General features: G+C 63.3%; 18 protein-coding genes. 14 read left to right on the top strand and 4 right to left on the bottom strand.

Going from position 1 to position 13204, the window contains the following annotated elements:
* Window positions 1-59: 59 nt before the first annotated feature.
* Complete coding sequence (locus U1763_RS10560) at window positions 60-446, top strand: HIRAN domain-containing protein (RefSeq protein WP_332755191.1); 387 nt, start codon at window positions 60-62, stop codon at window positions 444-446.
* On the opposite strand, the gene U1763_RS10555 is transcribed toward U1763_RS10560, so the two are convergent.
* The 4 genes from U1763_RS10555 to U1763_RS10540 form a co-directional block, all read right to left on the bottom strand.
* Window positions 443-1246 carry a DNA adenine methylase gene (locus U1763_RS10555; RefSeq protein WP_332755190.1) on the bottom strand — a complete coding sequence of 268 codons (804 nt, stop codon included), beginning with the start codon at window positions 1244-1246 and terminating at the stop codon, window positions 443-445. The genes U1763_RS10560 and U1763_RS10555 overlap by 4 nt on opposite strands.
* Before the next feature lie 146 nt (window positions 1247-1392).
* Entirely contained in the window at window positions 1393-2457 is a 1065-nt protein-coding gene (locus U1763_RS10550) for a phage portal protein (RefSeq protein ID WP_332755189.1), read from the bottom strand.
* Between the two features lies 1 nt (window position 2458).
* The gene (locus tag U1763_RS10545) at window positions 2459-4315 is read right to left on the bottom strand and encodes a terminase large subunit domain-containing protein (RefSeq protein WP_443026911.1); all 1857 of its coding nucleotides are present in this window, start codon (window positions 4313-4315) and stop codon (window positions 2459-2461) included.
* A gap of 116 nt (window positions 4316-4431) precedes the next feature.
* A complete protein-coding gene (locus U1763_RS10540; protein ID WP_332755417.1) occupies window positions 4432-4626 on the bottom strand; it encodes a hypothetical protein in 195 nt (64 codons plus the stop codon).
* On the opposite strand from U1763_RS10540, the gene U1763_RS10535 reads away from it, so the two are divergent.
* The 13 genes from U1763_RS10535 to U1763_RS10475 all read left to right on the top strand — a co-directional run bounded on the left by U1763_RS10535 (window position 4531) and on the right by U1763_RS10475 (window position 13191).
* Complete coding sequence (locus U1763_RS10535) at window positions 4531-5322, top strand: GPO family capsid scaffolding protein (protein WP_332755405.1); 792 nt, start codon at window positions 4531-4533, stop codon at window positions 5320-5322. The genes U1763_RS10540 and U1763_RS10535 overlap by 96 nt on opposite strands.
* Before the next feature lie 42 nt (window positions 5323-5364).
* A complete protein-coding gene (locus tag U1763_RS10530) occupies window positions 5365-6417 on the top strand; it encodes a phage major capsid protein, P2 family (protein WP_332755188.1) in 1053 nt (350 codons plus the stop codon).
* A gap of 169 nt (window positions 6418-6586) precedes the next feature.
* Complete coding sequence (gpM, locus tag U1763_RS10525; protein WP_332755187.1) at window positions 6587-7465, top strand: phage terminase small subunit; 879 nt, start codon at window positions 6587-6589, stop codon at window positions 7463-7465.
* 120 nt (window positions 7466-7585) lie between these two features.
* Window positions 7586-7807: a hypothetical protein gene (locus U1763_RS10520; protein WP_332755186.1), complete on the top strand. Its 222-nt coding sequence runs from the start codon at window positions 7586-7588 to the stop codon at window positions 7805-7807.
* The gene (locus U1763_RS10515; protein ID WP_332755185.1) at window positions 7804-8286 is read left to right on the top strand and encodes a head completion/stabilization protein; all 483 of its coding nucleotides are present in this window, start codon (window positions 7804-7806) and stop codon (window positions 8284-8286) included. Before U1763_RS10520 ends, U1763_RS10515 begins: the two co-directional genes overlap by 4 nt.
* Window positions 8286-8501 (top strand): tail protein X, encoded by a 216-nt coding sequence (locus tag U1763_RS10510; RefSeq protein WP_332755184.1) that lies wholly within the window; start codon window positions 8286-8288, stop codon window positions 8499-8501. Before U1763_RS10515 ends, U1763_RS10510 begins: the two co-directional genes overlap by 1 nt.
* Window positions 8502-8505: 4 nt before the next feature.
* Window positions 8506-8859: a hypothetical protein gene (locus U1763_RS10505; RefSeq protein ID WP_332755183.1), complete on the top strand. Its 354-nt coding sequence runs from the start codon at window positions 8506-8508 to the stop codon at window positions 8857-8859.
* Window positions 8856-9380, top strand: coding sequence for a glycoside hydrolase family protein (locus U1763_RS10500; protein ID WP_332755182.1), 525 nt, complete (start codon window positions 8856-8858; stop codon window positions 9378-9380). Before U1763_RS10505 ends, U1763_RS10500 begins: the two co-directional genes overlap by 4 nt.
* Entirely contained in the window at window positions 9377-9841 is a 465-nt protein-coding gene (locus U1763_RS10495; protein WP_332755181.1) for a hypothetical protein, read from the top strand. The genes U1763_RS10500 and U1763_RS10495 overlap by 4 nt, the downstream gene beginning before the upstream one ends.
* The gene (locus U1763_RS10490; RefSeq protein ID WP_332755180.1) at window positions 9813-10088 is read left to right on the top strand and encodes a hypothetical protein; all 276 of its coding nucleotides are present in this window, start codon (window positions 9813-9815) and stop codon (window positions 10086-10088) included. The genes U1763_RS10495 and U1763_RS10490 overlap by 29 nt, the downstream gene beginning before the upstream one ends.
* 4 nt (window positions 10089-10092) lie before the next feature.
* Window positions 10093-11994, top strand: a complete 1902-nt coding sequence (locus U1763_RS10485) for a Calx-beta domain-containing protein (RefSeq protein WP_332755179.1) — start codon at window positions 10093-10095, stop codon at window positions 11992-11994.
* 37 nt (window positions 11995-12031) lie between these two features.
* Complete coding sequence (locus U1763_RS10480; RefSeq protein ID WP_332755178.1) at window positions 12032-12526, top strand: phage tail protein; 495 nt, start codon at window positions 12032-12034, stop codon at window positions 12524-12526.
* Entirely contained in the window at window positions 12523-13191 is a 669-nt protein-coding gene (locus U1763_RS10475) for a phage virion morphogenesis family protein (protein ID WP_332755177.1), read from the top strand. Before U1763_RS10480 ends, U1763_RS10475 begins: the two co-directional genes overlap by 4 nt.
* Window positions 13192-13204 lie beyond the last annotated feature (13 nt).

Raw genomic sequence — 13204 nt, 5'->3', positions numbered from 1 at the left:
GCCGACTCGATGACGCCATCGTTATCATGTTCCTAATATGTTCTCAAATATGGCGGCGCATGCAGGAGTTCAGTTTGGCCGTGGTCGGCATCAAATATCCGAACAAGGACAAGAGCAATCGCCGCTACGAGGCGATGCTCTGCGTACCCGGTGACGAGGTGCACTTGGTGCCGGAACCGAAGAATAAACACGACGCGCGAGCGGTGGCGGTCGTGACCGATCGCGGCACGCAGATCGGGTATCTGTCGGCCGAGCGCTGCGGGTGGATTGGCGGCCGAATAGCAGCGGGCGAGATTTGCCACGCCATCTTCCAGGCGCTGGATACCTACACCGCGACGATCCGGATCCGGTTCGGTGGCGAGAGTCCCACACTCCCGGGTGCGCGTCGGCAGCCGAAAGTGTGGGACGAATATTGCCAGTTACCGCCGGAGGACTGGGCAACCTAGATCGCGAAGTTCGACACGATCAGTTCGCCCGCTTTCTGTGCCGCGCCGGCACCAACTGTGTACGTCGTCTCGGCCGTGTTGACATTGAATCGCGCGAACGTCGCGCGTGCGCCTGGCGTATCGTTGATCGACAGGATGAAGAAGCCCTTGATCCCCGCGAGCTGGTCCGCGAGCTGGTCGAAGTCGGCGCGGCCAAATACATCTTGGCCGTAGTCCGTCTCGCAACCCCAGTAAGGCGGATCGAGATAGAACAGCATGCCGGCGCGATCGTAGCGCCGGATAAACTCGGCATAGCCCAGTTGCTCTATCACGACTCCAGCGAGACGCTCATGGATATCGGCCAGCAGCGGCTCCAGTTTGGTGACGTTGAACCGCGCGCCCTGCGTCTTGTCGACGCCGAAGTGTCGGCCGTTGACCTTGCCACCGAATGCCAGGCGCTGAAGGTACAGAAACCGGCATGCGCGTTCGAGGTCGGTAAGCGTCTCGGGCGGCGTCGCCTTCAGCCGTTCGAACTCGGCGCGGGCGGCAACGCGAAAGCGCAGCATATCGATCATGTACGGATAGTGGCGCTGAAGGACGCGGAAGAACGTCACGACGTCGCCAGACACGTCGTTGATGACCTCGACCTTCGGCCGCGATCGGCGGCGAAGGAAGATGCCGCCCATACCAACGAACGGCTCGGCATAGCCGTCGTGATCGACGCGCTCGATCATCGCGACTAGGCGCGACGCCAGATTACGCTTGCCGCCAATATAGCCAGCCGCGGGTGCGACGGGCTGAACAAGATTCAGGGTGTTCACTTTACGTTCTCGCCTCATAAGGCCCGCACCCTGCGAATCGGCAGGGTGCGGGACGGCCAGTGGCCGATGGTCGTGGCGAGCTTCCCCTCGTCGGTTCGCCGGGCTGCAACCCGGCGTCCCCCGCTCGGCTTGCGCCGAGGCAGAGCTTATTTCGCCGCGACTGATCGCGGCAGAAACTTGACGGCTTCCATGCCGAGCTGGTCGTTGATTTCGAGACACGCCGCTTGAATGGGCGCGATTTCGAGTTCGAAGAACATATCGACGGACTCGCTGATCTTGCCGAGTTGCGAGCCCTGCGCCGGCACGATGCCAAGCAAGGATGGCGGGACGCGGTGCGCAGCCAGCACGTCGTCGCGCGTTGCTGTCTTGATACCGAGGAACTCATCCTTCGCGCCTGCTTCGGCGATCGGTATGATCTTGATGCTACCTTCTTTGCCGTTTGGGGCATGCACCATCAAATTCCGGAAATTGCCCGGCCCCTTAGCCTGCCGCAAAGCCTCCTTCATTTTCCCGACGTCGTTGGTATCAATATCGCCGGTAGCATAGAGGATATACCCGGCATGACTGCCGTTGAGGTAATAGCGACGACGAAACAACGTAGCTGCCTCATTGAGCAGCGCAGCCTGAAGCGCGCTTAAATACTCCGGTACGCCGTAAATCTCTTGATTTACGTCCGGCTGCATTATCTGAACCACGTTGCCGGCTGGAAACTCGATTGGATCGTTTGCACCGGGCACCCACCAGAATTGCCCCGGCATGACGCCGCGCCTGGTATAGCGCGCCATCGAGTGGACCAGGCGCAGCGGGTCGCGGAACGTGTTGCGCTTCACCTCGACATAGCCGGTGCCGAACACCAGGTAATCCTGCACCACCTTGCCGAACTCGGCACGGGTCAGGAGCGACGTGGGATCGAGCGACGCGACCAGGAGGTTGCGTTTCAGCATGATCGCCGAGCTGTGATGCGGCGATACGCGGAACGCTCGCGCCAGGCCATCGAGCGGCAACGGCGGTTCATACCAGCGTCCATTGTGCCAGCATTCGAACATATCGATCAGCTGCCGCCCTTCCAGGACGGGCTCGGGATCGCCGAACGCGAACGATTCAACAGCGCCGCGGCTGTCGCTGGCGGCGACGATCGCGCCGGCCGACGCGTCCCGCGCTTCGGTGCGCGACATCGCACGCGCCTTTCTGGCCTGGCTACTCTTGCTCATGTCAGAACATCTCCATTGAGCCCTTGGGCTTTTCCTGGCCGTCGAGCGGCTCGTTGATCATGATGTGCATGGCTGCCCAGGCGAGATCGGCGTGGCCGGTCTCTTCGGTGCGGCTGGCTTTGAAAGTGACGGCGCGGCCCGACGTGGTGAGCGCCTTCTTGATCGACAGGAACGCCGACGCGAGATCCATCCACCCGCCATCGAACTCGATCCGGCCGCGCTGGAAACTATGCTGCGCCTTCATCACCATCGCGGTTTTCGCCTCGAGCGAATAATCGATCTTGGTGAGCCCGCGGACCTTGCCGACCAGAAGCTGGCACACGGCATCACCGATGCCGTTCGCGTCGATCCCGAAATAGGTGCAGTTGTACCGCGACAGCCGGGCAACGATGAACTCGGCCTGCTCCTGATAATCGCCGCGCAGCTGATGGCGCTCCAGAAACCGAAACTTGCCGCCAGGTCCGCTCGGCGGGAGTGCGATCACCAGCGCGGCATTGTCGCCGTCGACGCTGCCTTGCGGATCGTAGCCCGCCCACACCGGCTGGTCGCCGACCGGGCGCGCGGCCAGGACGTTGAACCACTTCCACTCGATCTGCGTGTCGACGGTGCAGGCGAGGATATCGTTGAACTTGAACGCCGACAGGCTGTCGTCGACAAATTGGCACCCGTACAAATTGGCATATTCGTCGGGCGCGTTTTCGTCGCGCACCTCTTCCAGGTTAAACAGGTCACAGCCTTGCTCGGCTGCGTCCTCCAGCGTCAGCATGTGCCGCCAGATCCGGTCGTCGCCCAGCGCGCCGGCCTTCAGGGCGTCGTAGCTGACGTCGATCGTGACCTGGTCGGCTTTCTTGCGCCGGCGATTGTAGGAAGACCCAGTCCAGAGCCCGTACGCCTGGTGTGCAACGGTCGACGGCGTCGACAGGTACGTCTTGCGCCAGTGCTTATGGCTGGCCATCGCTTTCGCGACCTTGTTCAGCTCGTCAAAGCCGAACGTCCAGAAGAACTCGTCGAAATAGAAATTGCCGGTGTAGCCCTGCGCAGTTCGCGCGTTGGTGCCAAGGAAGATCAGCTCGGCGGTTGGCTTGTCTTCGGGTAGCAGCTCCGACGACACGATGATCGGGTCGCCCTTGAGCTTGACGCCAACCCGTGCCGCAAATGCTACAATGTATTTCTTAAATACGTGCGCCTGATTTTTCGATGCCGACAGGAATATCTGGTTGCCGCCACCTTCGAGCGCGTCGAGCAATGCCTCTCGCGCGAAGTAGAATGTCGCGCCGATCTGGCGCGACTTGAGCAACATGCGCGTGCGCTGATGCCGGTTGGCGTACCATAGCTCGTTATATTCGAAATTCTCCCGGTGGAAGATTTCCTTGAGTTGGTCGATCTGCTCGGCAGTGAAATGGTTCGGGGGTGCCTTGTCCTTCTTCGGACCGGAATTTCGGTTGGCGACGTTGTCGTTGAGATGCCCCTCATGGCCGCCAGGTGCTTTGTACCGCTCGATCTTCGCGGTCATCGCTACCTGCCGCATCAGCAGGTCGATCTCTTTGAAGTCCCCGCCGGTCTTGTTGTCTTTCCAGATCAGCGTGTTGAGGCGACCCTCCAGCGAGTCCTGGATCTTCTCGACGCAGGTGGCATCGTCCCACCCCCCGCGCTGTTTCCAGCTCTCAACCGTAGCGCGCGCATAGCCTTTGCCGGTCTCGTCGTTGGCATAACCGAGCTGGCCCAGCTCCTCGGTGATCTGGCTCACGCCCCAGCCGCGCCAATACAGGCTGCGCGCCATGCGTTGCGCCGTCACCGGGATCGGGAACGTCGCGGCCGGCAGCGGCATGTCGATATCGGGGCGCAGAAGCTTGCTCATTGCCGCGGAGCCTAGCCACGGCCAGCCCGCCAACCGGAGCGCCTGTGCTTGTAGAAAGGGTTTCTACAAGGCGGCTCGCTTGAGGTGAGACCCGTATTCGGTCCCTGTTCTCCTGGTCAACGCGGTGGATGCCGCCAGCCAGATTTCGAACCGAGGACCGCAACGCGATGGGCACCAAGAGCAAGCTTTTCAGGGTTTTCGTCGAAGGCGAGACCATCAGCGACGGTCGCAAGGTCACCGCCGAGATCGTCGATCAGTGCGTCGAAACCTTCAATGCCGAGACCTACTCGCCGCGGATCAATATCGAACATGTCCCTGGCTATAGCCCGGAGCCCCCCTTCAACGGTTATGGCGACGTCGTTCTGTTGAGCGCATCGACCGACGATATCGTGATCGCCGGCAAGACCGAAAAGCGCCGCGCCCTCTACGCCGTTGTTGATGCCAACGACCAATTGGTCGAGCTGGCGAAGAAGGACCAAAAGCCGTTCCCGTCGGTCGAGCTGACCCCCAACTATGCTGGCTGCGGCAAGTTCGGCGTCATCGGCCTCGCCTTTACCGACACGCCCGCCAGCATCGCCACCCAGCGTCTAAAGTTCTCGAACCGCGTGCCCGGCAGCGTCTTCGCCTATGCGGCCGACGCCGTGACGATCGAATTCGAGGCAGCGCCTGCGGATGCCGCGAAGGTCGAGAACGCCATCGCCGGTTTCTCTTCGGCCCTCACCGCAAAATTCAAGGCGGGCGACCCGGAAAAGCCCAAGGAAGAGCCAATGCCGAAACCGGCGAACGATAACGGCTTCGACCTGGCCGCGTTCACGATCGAGCTGCAGGCTGCCGTCAGCGGCTCGATCGCCGCAGCGCTGAAGCCGGTGACGGACGCGCAGACCGCGTTCCAGTCCGAATTCGCAACGCTGAAGGGCAAGCTCGAAACGACCGAGGTGCCGAACGGCTTCTCGCGCACGCCGCACGCCGGCGGGGCGGTCGACGCTCAGTACGCCACCGACTGCTGATCGCAGCCCGCCGCATCCCGTCTATTCCCCCGGAGCTTCTTCATGCAGACCCCCACTCGCCTACTGTTCAACGCCTTCGTCGGTCAGCTTGCCAAGCTGAACAGTCTCGACCCCAGCCTTACGGTTATCCCCGGTGAACTGAAGCAGTTTGCCGTCGCCCCGGTGATCGAGCAGCGGCTGCAGGCCAAGCTCCAGCTTGGCAGCGACTTCCTGAGTCGCATCAACGTCGTGCCCGTCGCCGCGCAGCAGGGCGCACGCGTCGGCGTCGGCGTCGGCCGCTCGCTCGCCGGTCGTACCGACACTGCCGCAGGCCATCGCCGCAATCCCGGCGATCCGACCTCCAGCGATACGATCGACCAGTATTTCTGCAAAAAGACCGATTACGATTATTCGTGGGGCTACACCCTGCTCGATGCCTGGTCGCATCGCCCCGAATTCCAGCAGCTCGTCCGCGACGCCGTGCTGGTCCAGAAGGCCGAGGACGTCATCACGATCGGTTTCAACGGTGTCGACGCCGCGGTTGAGACGAATCGCAACACGTTCGCGCTGCTTCAGGATGTGAACTACGGCTGGCTCTACAAGATGCGCACCTATGCGCCGTCGCGTGTGATGAGCCACGGCACCAAGGACAATCTGAAGGTCTACGTCTCCGACACCGGCACCGCCGACTACGTCAATCTCGACGCCCTGGTGTTCGATGCGATCGGCAACCTGATCCATGAACGCTACCGCACGGCGACCGACCTGGTCGTGATCGTCGGCTCCGACCTGGTCCAGGAGAAATACTTCAAGATCATCAGCGCGGCCGGCGACAAGGCAACCGAACAGGTCGCCCGCGACATCATCATGTCGAGCCGCCAGTTGGGCGGTAAGCCGACCATGCAGGTGCCATTCTTCCCGGCGAACGCGATCCTCATCACGAGCCTGAAGAACCTTTCCTACTACTGGCAAACCGGATCCGCGCGTCGCGCCGTGAAGGACGAGCCGGAGTACGATCGCGTCGCAAACTACGAGTCGATCAACGACGCGTTCATGGTCGAGGAATACGCGAAGGCCTGCCTCATCGAGAACATCCAGCTTGGACCGAAGGCTTAACCGCCTTCGAATCCTACGACCTGCACGCCCCCTCGCTACGGAAATGATCATAAGCCCAGCTCGACTTCACCGGGAACGCATCGCCGCTGCTGCGGCTATGCCTGGCCCGAAACAGATCGTCTCCAGCGACGGGGGCGGGCAACCTACCGCTGCCGTATCCATGCCCGTCATGTCGCCTGCGCTTGAGCATCGCCTCACCAGCGCGATTGCCGCAGGCGGCAACGCCGCGGTGCAGCTCGCGACCGGCGTGGATCCGGACGTCGCGCAGATCATGCTGCGCCTGACCCACGATCTGCGCCGCCTGAAAGACATCCAGTCGATCGAGCGCAAGATCGACGCAAAGCGCGAGATGCTGCCCGATTATCGTCCGTGGTGCGATTTCCGCCTAGAACTGGGTGCATCGGCTGAGGGCCGCGAACTGCCGACGTCGGGTGCCGACGACGTGCTGCCAACCATGATGATCTGGTCGATCGACGTCGGCGATTGGCCGCGCGCACTCGAACTGGCCGCGCATGTGTTGCGCTTCGACGTGCCGCTGCCGGCACGCTACCAGCGCGGGGCAGCCCCGTTGATTGCCGAGGAAGTCGCGACGGTCGCGCTCAAGGCCCAGGCGAAGGGGCAGTCATTCCCTCTCGACGTCCTGCATGAGGTCGATTTCCTGACCGGCGACGTCGACATGCACGACGAGATTCGCGCCAAGCTCATGAAGGCGCTCGGCACGGAACTCGCGCGCGAGGCCGACAACGTTGCAGGCACGCCCGGATTCACCGCTGCTGCCGCCCGAGCGCTGGAGCCACTGCGACGTGCGCAGGATCTGCACGATCGCGTCGGTGCCAAGATGACGATTGGCCGACTGCAAAAGGCGATCGACGGCGTCGCAAAGGCCGCAGCTGAGGAGGCCGCAAAGCCCGCGACCGACTCCGTGAAGATCGATGCCGACAAGCCGGCCGCGTCGGTTTCCGCCCCGGATGTTGCCGACAAGACCGAGACAGATCCCGCTGCCGTTGCAGCTGACACCGAACAGACCGGCCAACCGCCGGTCGCATAACTCGCTCCCCGGCGCTCGGGGGCGGATCGCGCGAGACGGGAGGCCTCAGGGCCGAAGGGCCGTCGATCGACCCGATCCCCACCCCCGTAAACTTTCGTCCCTGCTCTGAAAGACACCATCGTGCTCGTCATCGCCACCACCCTGTTGACCGTCATCGCCCTGGCGGCCGGGGCATGGCTGACGTTGTACGCGATCATCCTCCTGATCGACGTCACGGTCGACCTGTCGATCGCGAACGTCGCCGGCGCAGTTGCATCCATGCGACACGCCATCTTCGCCGTCTGGATCGGCCTGGCGCTCTTCAGCGCGGGCTCAACCGGCGTCGCAAAGATCCTCGCGTGAACAGATTCAGCTGCCCGCCGGTCTTGGCACCCCCGCCGGCCGCGCCCGCCGAGGCCATCATCACCAATGACGGCTGGTTCCCCGACATCGATCCTACTGCCGCACGCCTCGGCTTGCGCGTGAAGGACAGCGTTACGCCCGAGCGCCTGCGTCGGGCGCTGATCGGCGCGATCATCACTACCGGCAATCAACTGGTCGCGTGGCAGGCAACCCAGCTCGCCGCAGGATATGCCAGCTTCGGTGCGGTCCCGACGACTGTCATCGACGGCAAGGGCCGCCTGGTGCTGCTCTACGAGCGCGCGATCGGTAGCTACGCCAAGGCCGAGCTGGTCGAGACGTACCGTGACGTCGACCTTACCGGCGCGGGTCAGCGCAAGGTGGAGGATGCCGAGCCGTCGATCGGTGAGCTGCGCCGCGATGCCATTCACGCGATCCGCGACATTCTCGGAACCACGCGCACCGACATCGAGCTGATCTGATGCCGGACACGCTCACTGCCTTGCAGGGGGACACGCTGGACGAACTGATCTGGCGCGAACGTGCGTTTGGGGCGGCCGACATCAGCCGCGTGCTCGATCTCAATCCCGGCATTGTCGACCTCGGCCCGGTGCTGCCCGTCGGTACCGTCGTGATCGTGCCTACTGGCTCGGCTCCGGCGGCAACGGTGCTTCCCCTCATCCAGCTTTGGGACTGACCGTATGAAGGATCTACTCCACGAATTCGGCGTGTCGCTGCTGGCGTTCCTGTTCGGACTGACGCCGGCCGCGCTCGGTGCCGCGGTCAGCCTCGCCTACGAAACCGGCCTGACTTGGTCGCGCCGCTTCCAGCAAATGTCCGTCGGCATCGTCGTCAGTTATTTTGCGAGCGGTGTCATCCGCGTGCTGTGGCCGTGGGGCCATCCCGACCCGTTCGTCATTCAGGCGGTCGGGTTCGTCGTCGGCATGATCGCATTCAAGGCGACGCCCAAGTTCATCGCCGGTCTCAGCGAGCGCGTGACCGACATTCCCGCGGCATTCTTCGACCGCTTCTTCCCACGAAAGGATGGCCTGTGACCTATGACATGGCACGGCTGTCGGCCGAGATCGCCCGCGATGAAGGCGACAAGCTGCGCGTCTATCGTTGCACGGAGGGCAAGCGTTCCATCGGCAGGGGGCGCAACCTGGACGACGTCGGTATCTCCGCTGAGGAGACGCGCTTGCTTGGGATTACCCTGACAAGCTGCCTCACCCGCGGCATCACGCAGGTGCAATCCGATGCGCTGTTCGCAAACGACATCAAGCGTAGCGAGCGCGATCTCGACGCGAAACTTCCTTGGTGGCGTACCCTTAATGGCGTCCGCCAACGCGTGCTGCTGAACATGTGCTTCAATATGGGCATTGGCCGCGCGCCAGACGCCAAGCGGCAGATCACCGGTGCTGGTCTCCTCGGCTTCTACGGCACGTTGCCGAAGCTCCAGCGCGGCGACTGGGCGGGTGCCGTCGCCGGCATGAAGGCGTCGAAGTGGCACGATCAGGTCGGTGCCCGCGCCATCCGTCTCGAGGCGATGATGCTCACCGGAAAGGAGCCGAAATGATCAAGAATGTGTTCGCCAAGCTGCGCGGCGACTTTGCGTTCATCGTCCTCGTAATCGTCGCGGCGGTCGGTGCCTGGCAGTATGTCGAGGCGCGGCAGGCGCGCGCCGATCGCGACGATCTCCAGCATACCGCGCAGGTCATCTGCGCTGGTTCCGGTACCGGCTTCGCCGCAGCCGGCAAGACGCCGCGCGGGGAAGCCTGCGCCGCCACGGTCGCCGGGCTCGTTCGATTTAAGGCCAGCAGCGACCAGCTCGCCGCGGCGACGCTCGCCCAGGCGATGGCCGATCACGACGCACGACAGAACGACGACACCCGCGCCGCGCGCGCTGCTGCTGAGGCAGCAAGCTCGGCCGCACAACGAATGGAGATGGCAGATGCGCAAGCTGAACGGACGAACCTTGTCGATCGCGATTGGTTTCGCGCTGTTAACGGTGTTGCCGGCCTGCGCGCGGCCCGCTGAGGCCCCGCCTGCGGTCGTCTCCGCGCCGATCGTCGTCAAGGTGAAGGACACGCCCCCCGCCGAGCTGCTCGGCTGCGCTGACCGCCCCGAGGGACTCCCCGAGGATCCGGCGCTGATCGCCCAGATCCCGACGAAGATCCGCGCCGGCATTATCCGCCTCGCGCGCGCCTTCGCCGCCAACGCCGATCACCTCGATCGTCTCATCAACTGGAACACGCCCGCTGCGTGCCCGTCGCCCAAGGGATAATATTTTGGCCGGTACCCGCTTCGTCGTCACCGAACACGCTGACCTCGCTACACCCCGCGCGCCTGTTTCGTCGCAGATCCGCCCCGCCGCCAAATCCGCGACCGTTTTGGCGACGGCTACCGGCGTCGTTTTCACGTTGTCGCGCCTGCTCGGCAGCACCAGTCAGCTGGCGCTCGTCACCGGATCGAGTGCGAACCTGAAGCTCGACGTCGCGACCGGCGCGATCAGCGCGACCGCGGCGATCGGCGCAGGGTTCAGCCAGAAGGTGCTGGTCCGTGAGAATGATGGCGACATTGCGCTGGAATATCCGGTTACGATCACGGGGGCGGCGTCGACCGTCGTTCCGGTCCCAACGCCGACCGTGTCGATTTCGGTCGCGCAGTCCAAGTCGGAAGGGAACAGCGGCGCGACCGTGTTCACCTATACCGTCACGCGGTCGGCATCGTCCGGCGCGGTTGCGGTGCCCTGGTCGTTCACCGCCGGCACCACCAGCGCCGACGACTTCACCGGCGGTACCTATCCGGCCGGCGGGACCGTCAACATGACAGATGGCGTCGCGACGGGTACGTTCACTGTCAGCGTTGTCGGCGATACCGTCGTCGAGGGTGACGAGACATTCACCGTCCTCATCTCGACCCCATCGGGTTATGTGGCAGGGTCCGCAACGTCGGCAACCGGTACGATCCTGAATGACGACACGGCAGGACTGCCCCCGTTGCAGGTCATCACCAGCCGCAATTTCTTCCATGGGGAAGGCGTCGCCACCACGTCATCGAACAACATGGATGCATGCCGGTTGCCGTTCACAACAGGCAATGCGCCGGTCTCGACGATCGCGTTCGTCTATTCGACCTACTATGGGCAGAACGTCAAAGGTCCAGGCTACCTGCTTCGGGCGCATATCGAATATAACGGCATCGTCGTCGTCCTGACGTTCGATGGCGCAACCTCGCGTCAGCTCGTCAGCGGGGAGATGGATGTTCGCAGCGACGAGGTTCCGGCGTCCGCGTTCGGTCTCACGCAGTTCCCCGCCAATTTCACCGGCTTCGAGGTGACGGAACGCGAGTGGGTTGCCGGTACCAACCGCATCAACATCGGCACGCCGCTGACGATGACAGGTTTCGGATGCGTCCGCGGCCCCATCGGCAGTCCGTCGAAGATCGGCGTTGCCGGCGCGTTCAACAATTCCAACACCACTTGGGCAGACTATAGCGCCCGGTTCTTCGGCCCGACGCTCATCGTCGGCCGTCCTGTCGGTCTCATGCCGGCATGGATCACGCTCGGCGCGAGCATCGAGGCGGGGACGGCTGATGACGCCAACCGCGGCTATGCTGCTCGTTCGGCGCAGATCGTGCCGCAGTATGCGCAAGGCAACCTTGCCCGCGGCGGGGAGACCTCGACCGGGTATCTGTCGAGCGACGGGGACAGCCGGCGCGCGCTCTATAAATACTTCAACTGCGCGATAAATGGCTATCTCGGCAACGATTTCAGTGGCGGTACGCCCAAGGAAACCGGCGCGACAAACATGGCGACGATCAATGCGCAGCTGAAGGCGGCGGGGATCAAGCGGATCCTGCAGGTCCGTATGGCACCGAAGTCGGACACGACCGACGCCTATGCGACGACGGCGAACCAGACCGTGCGAACGATCAACGGAGGGTTCAACGTTTATCGCAACTACATCGATGCGCAGGCGCTGCTCGATCCCAACGTGAACGGGATCATCGACATGACGTCGGTGCAGGAGCCGGCGAACGACAATGGCAAGTGGGCGGTCAATGGAACCGCCAGCTATGCGACGGCAGACGGCACGCATCCCAGCGCCGCAATGCACGCGCTGATGGTGCAGCCGTGCCGCTGGGCAATCGATCAGCAGAACGTGCAATATACGGCGATGGCAGCATGACCGGCAGCGCCATAGGCCTTGAGAGGAGGGGTATTCGGTGAAAAAAACCGAAAGCCTGCGCCTGATGTTGCAGTCGTTCGTACCCGCCCTCGCGGCCGATCCGTCCAAATTGTCGCTGTTCGTCGACAAGGGCCGGATCGCGGCGCGGGCGGGATCACTGAGCCTCGAATATCGCTACACCGTCAACGTCGTCGTGCAGGACTATGCCGGCGACGCTGATGATCTGATGGTTCCTGTCCTGGCGTGGATCGGTCAGCACCAGCCGGAGCTGTTGCACCGCGGCGACCAGGAGCCGTTTCGCTTCGAGTCCGAACTCCTCGACGCGGACACGGCCGACGTATCCATCTACATCGACCTAGACGAAGCCGTGCGTGTCACCGCCAAGGAGGGTGGTGGCTTCACCGCGGAGCGCATCGAACCGGAGAGCGATCCCGATAGCTTCGGCATCGGTTGCGTGCCCCTGTGGCAGCTGTTCATGGATGATCAGGTCGTTGCGGAAACCAGTGATCCGCGTTTCGTGGATAACCAGTGAGCGACGGGTTCGCAGAGATTGAGGCAATCGCGGGCGCGCTGCTGCGCCAGCTCGCGCCGGCCGCGCGCCGGTCGCTGTTGCGACGCATGGCGCGGGACGTCCAGAAGACCCAGTCCGCCCGCATCGGCCGCCAGCAATCGCCGGATGGTCAGCGGTATGAATCACGGCGTCCGAAGAAAGCGGCCAAGCCGGGCAACTTCGCGGTGCACTTCCTCTACCCCAAAGGCGCTACCGAACCGCGCGCCGTCCTGATGAAAAGCTGGGTGCGGCAGGGACCGTTGGTCACCGGCTTCGACGTCGAGGCTGGCGGCATCCGAAGCTTCTTTTGGGACAAGGTCGATCGGTGGTTGCCGGTCGACCAGGCCCAACAGAACGCCAGCGCTGGCAAGTACCGCCGGCAGGGCTCAATCAAACAGCGCGCGATGTTTCGCAAGCTGCGCAACGGGCGCAACCTGCGCGCCGGAGCCAGCGATAGCGAGGCATGGATTGGCTTCACAGGCAGGGCCGCCGAGATCGCCGCGGTCCACCAGGAAGGCGGAACCGACCGGCCGTCGATGAAGGCAAAGCCGGTGCGCTATGCGCAACGCAAGTTGCTGGGTCTCACCGACGTCGAGCGATCCCGCGCTCTCGATCTCCTGCTCGAAACCGTTACCGCTGCCTTGTAGAAACCCTCTCTAC

This window comes from Sphingomonas sorbitolis (assembly GCF_036663875.1).
GTDB lineage: Bacteria > Pseudomonadota > Alphaproteobacteria > Sphingomonadales > Sphingomonadaceae > Sphingomonas.
The sequence above is the reverse complement of the archived record's forward strand: the minus strand, read 5'-3'. Positions and strand labels throughout refer to the sequence as shown.

What these genes read in the sequence shown, in the direction of transcription:
- U1763_RS10560 (WP_332755191.1), top strand. Translation starts at nt 60, where the DNA reads ATGCAGGAGTTCAGTTTGGCCGTGGTCGGCATCAAATATCCGAACAAG.
- U1763_RS10550 (WP_332755189.1), bottom strand. Translation starts at nt 2,457, where the DNA reads ATGAGCAAGAGTAGCCAGGCCAGAAAGGCGCGTGCGATGTCGCGCACC.
- U1763_RS10545 (WP_443026911.1), bottom strand. Translation starts at nt 4,315, where the DNA reads ATGAGCAAGCTTCTGCGCCCCGATATCGACATGCCGCTGCCGGCCGCG.
- U1763_RS10540 (WP_332755417.1), bottom strand. Translation starts at nt 4,626, where the DNA reads ATGTTCGATATTGATCCGCGGCGAGTAGGTCTCGGCATTGAAGGTTTC.
- U1763_RS10530 (WP_332755188.1), top strand. Translation starts at nt 5,365, where the DNA reads ATGCAGACCCCCACTCGCCTACTGTTCAACGCCTTCGTCGGTCAGCTT.
- gpM (WP_332755187.1), top strand. Translation starts at nt 6,587, where the DNA reads ATGTCGCCTGCGCTTGAGCATCGCCTCACCAGCGCGATTGCCGCAGGC.
- U1763_RS10510 (WP_332755184.1), top strand. Translation starts at nt 8,286, where the DNA reads ATGCCGGACACGCTCACTGCCTTGCAGGGGGACACGCTGGACGAACTG.
- U1763_RS10505 (WP_332755183.1), top strand. Translation starts at nt 8,506, where the DNA reads ATGAAGGATCTACTCCACGAATTCGGCGTGTCGCTGCTGGCGTTCCTG.
- U1763_RS10495 (WP_332755181.1), top strand. Translation starts at nt 9,377, where the DNA reads ATGATCAAGAATGTGTTCGCCAAGCTGCGCGGCGACTTTGCGTTCATC.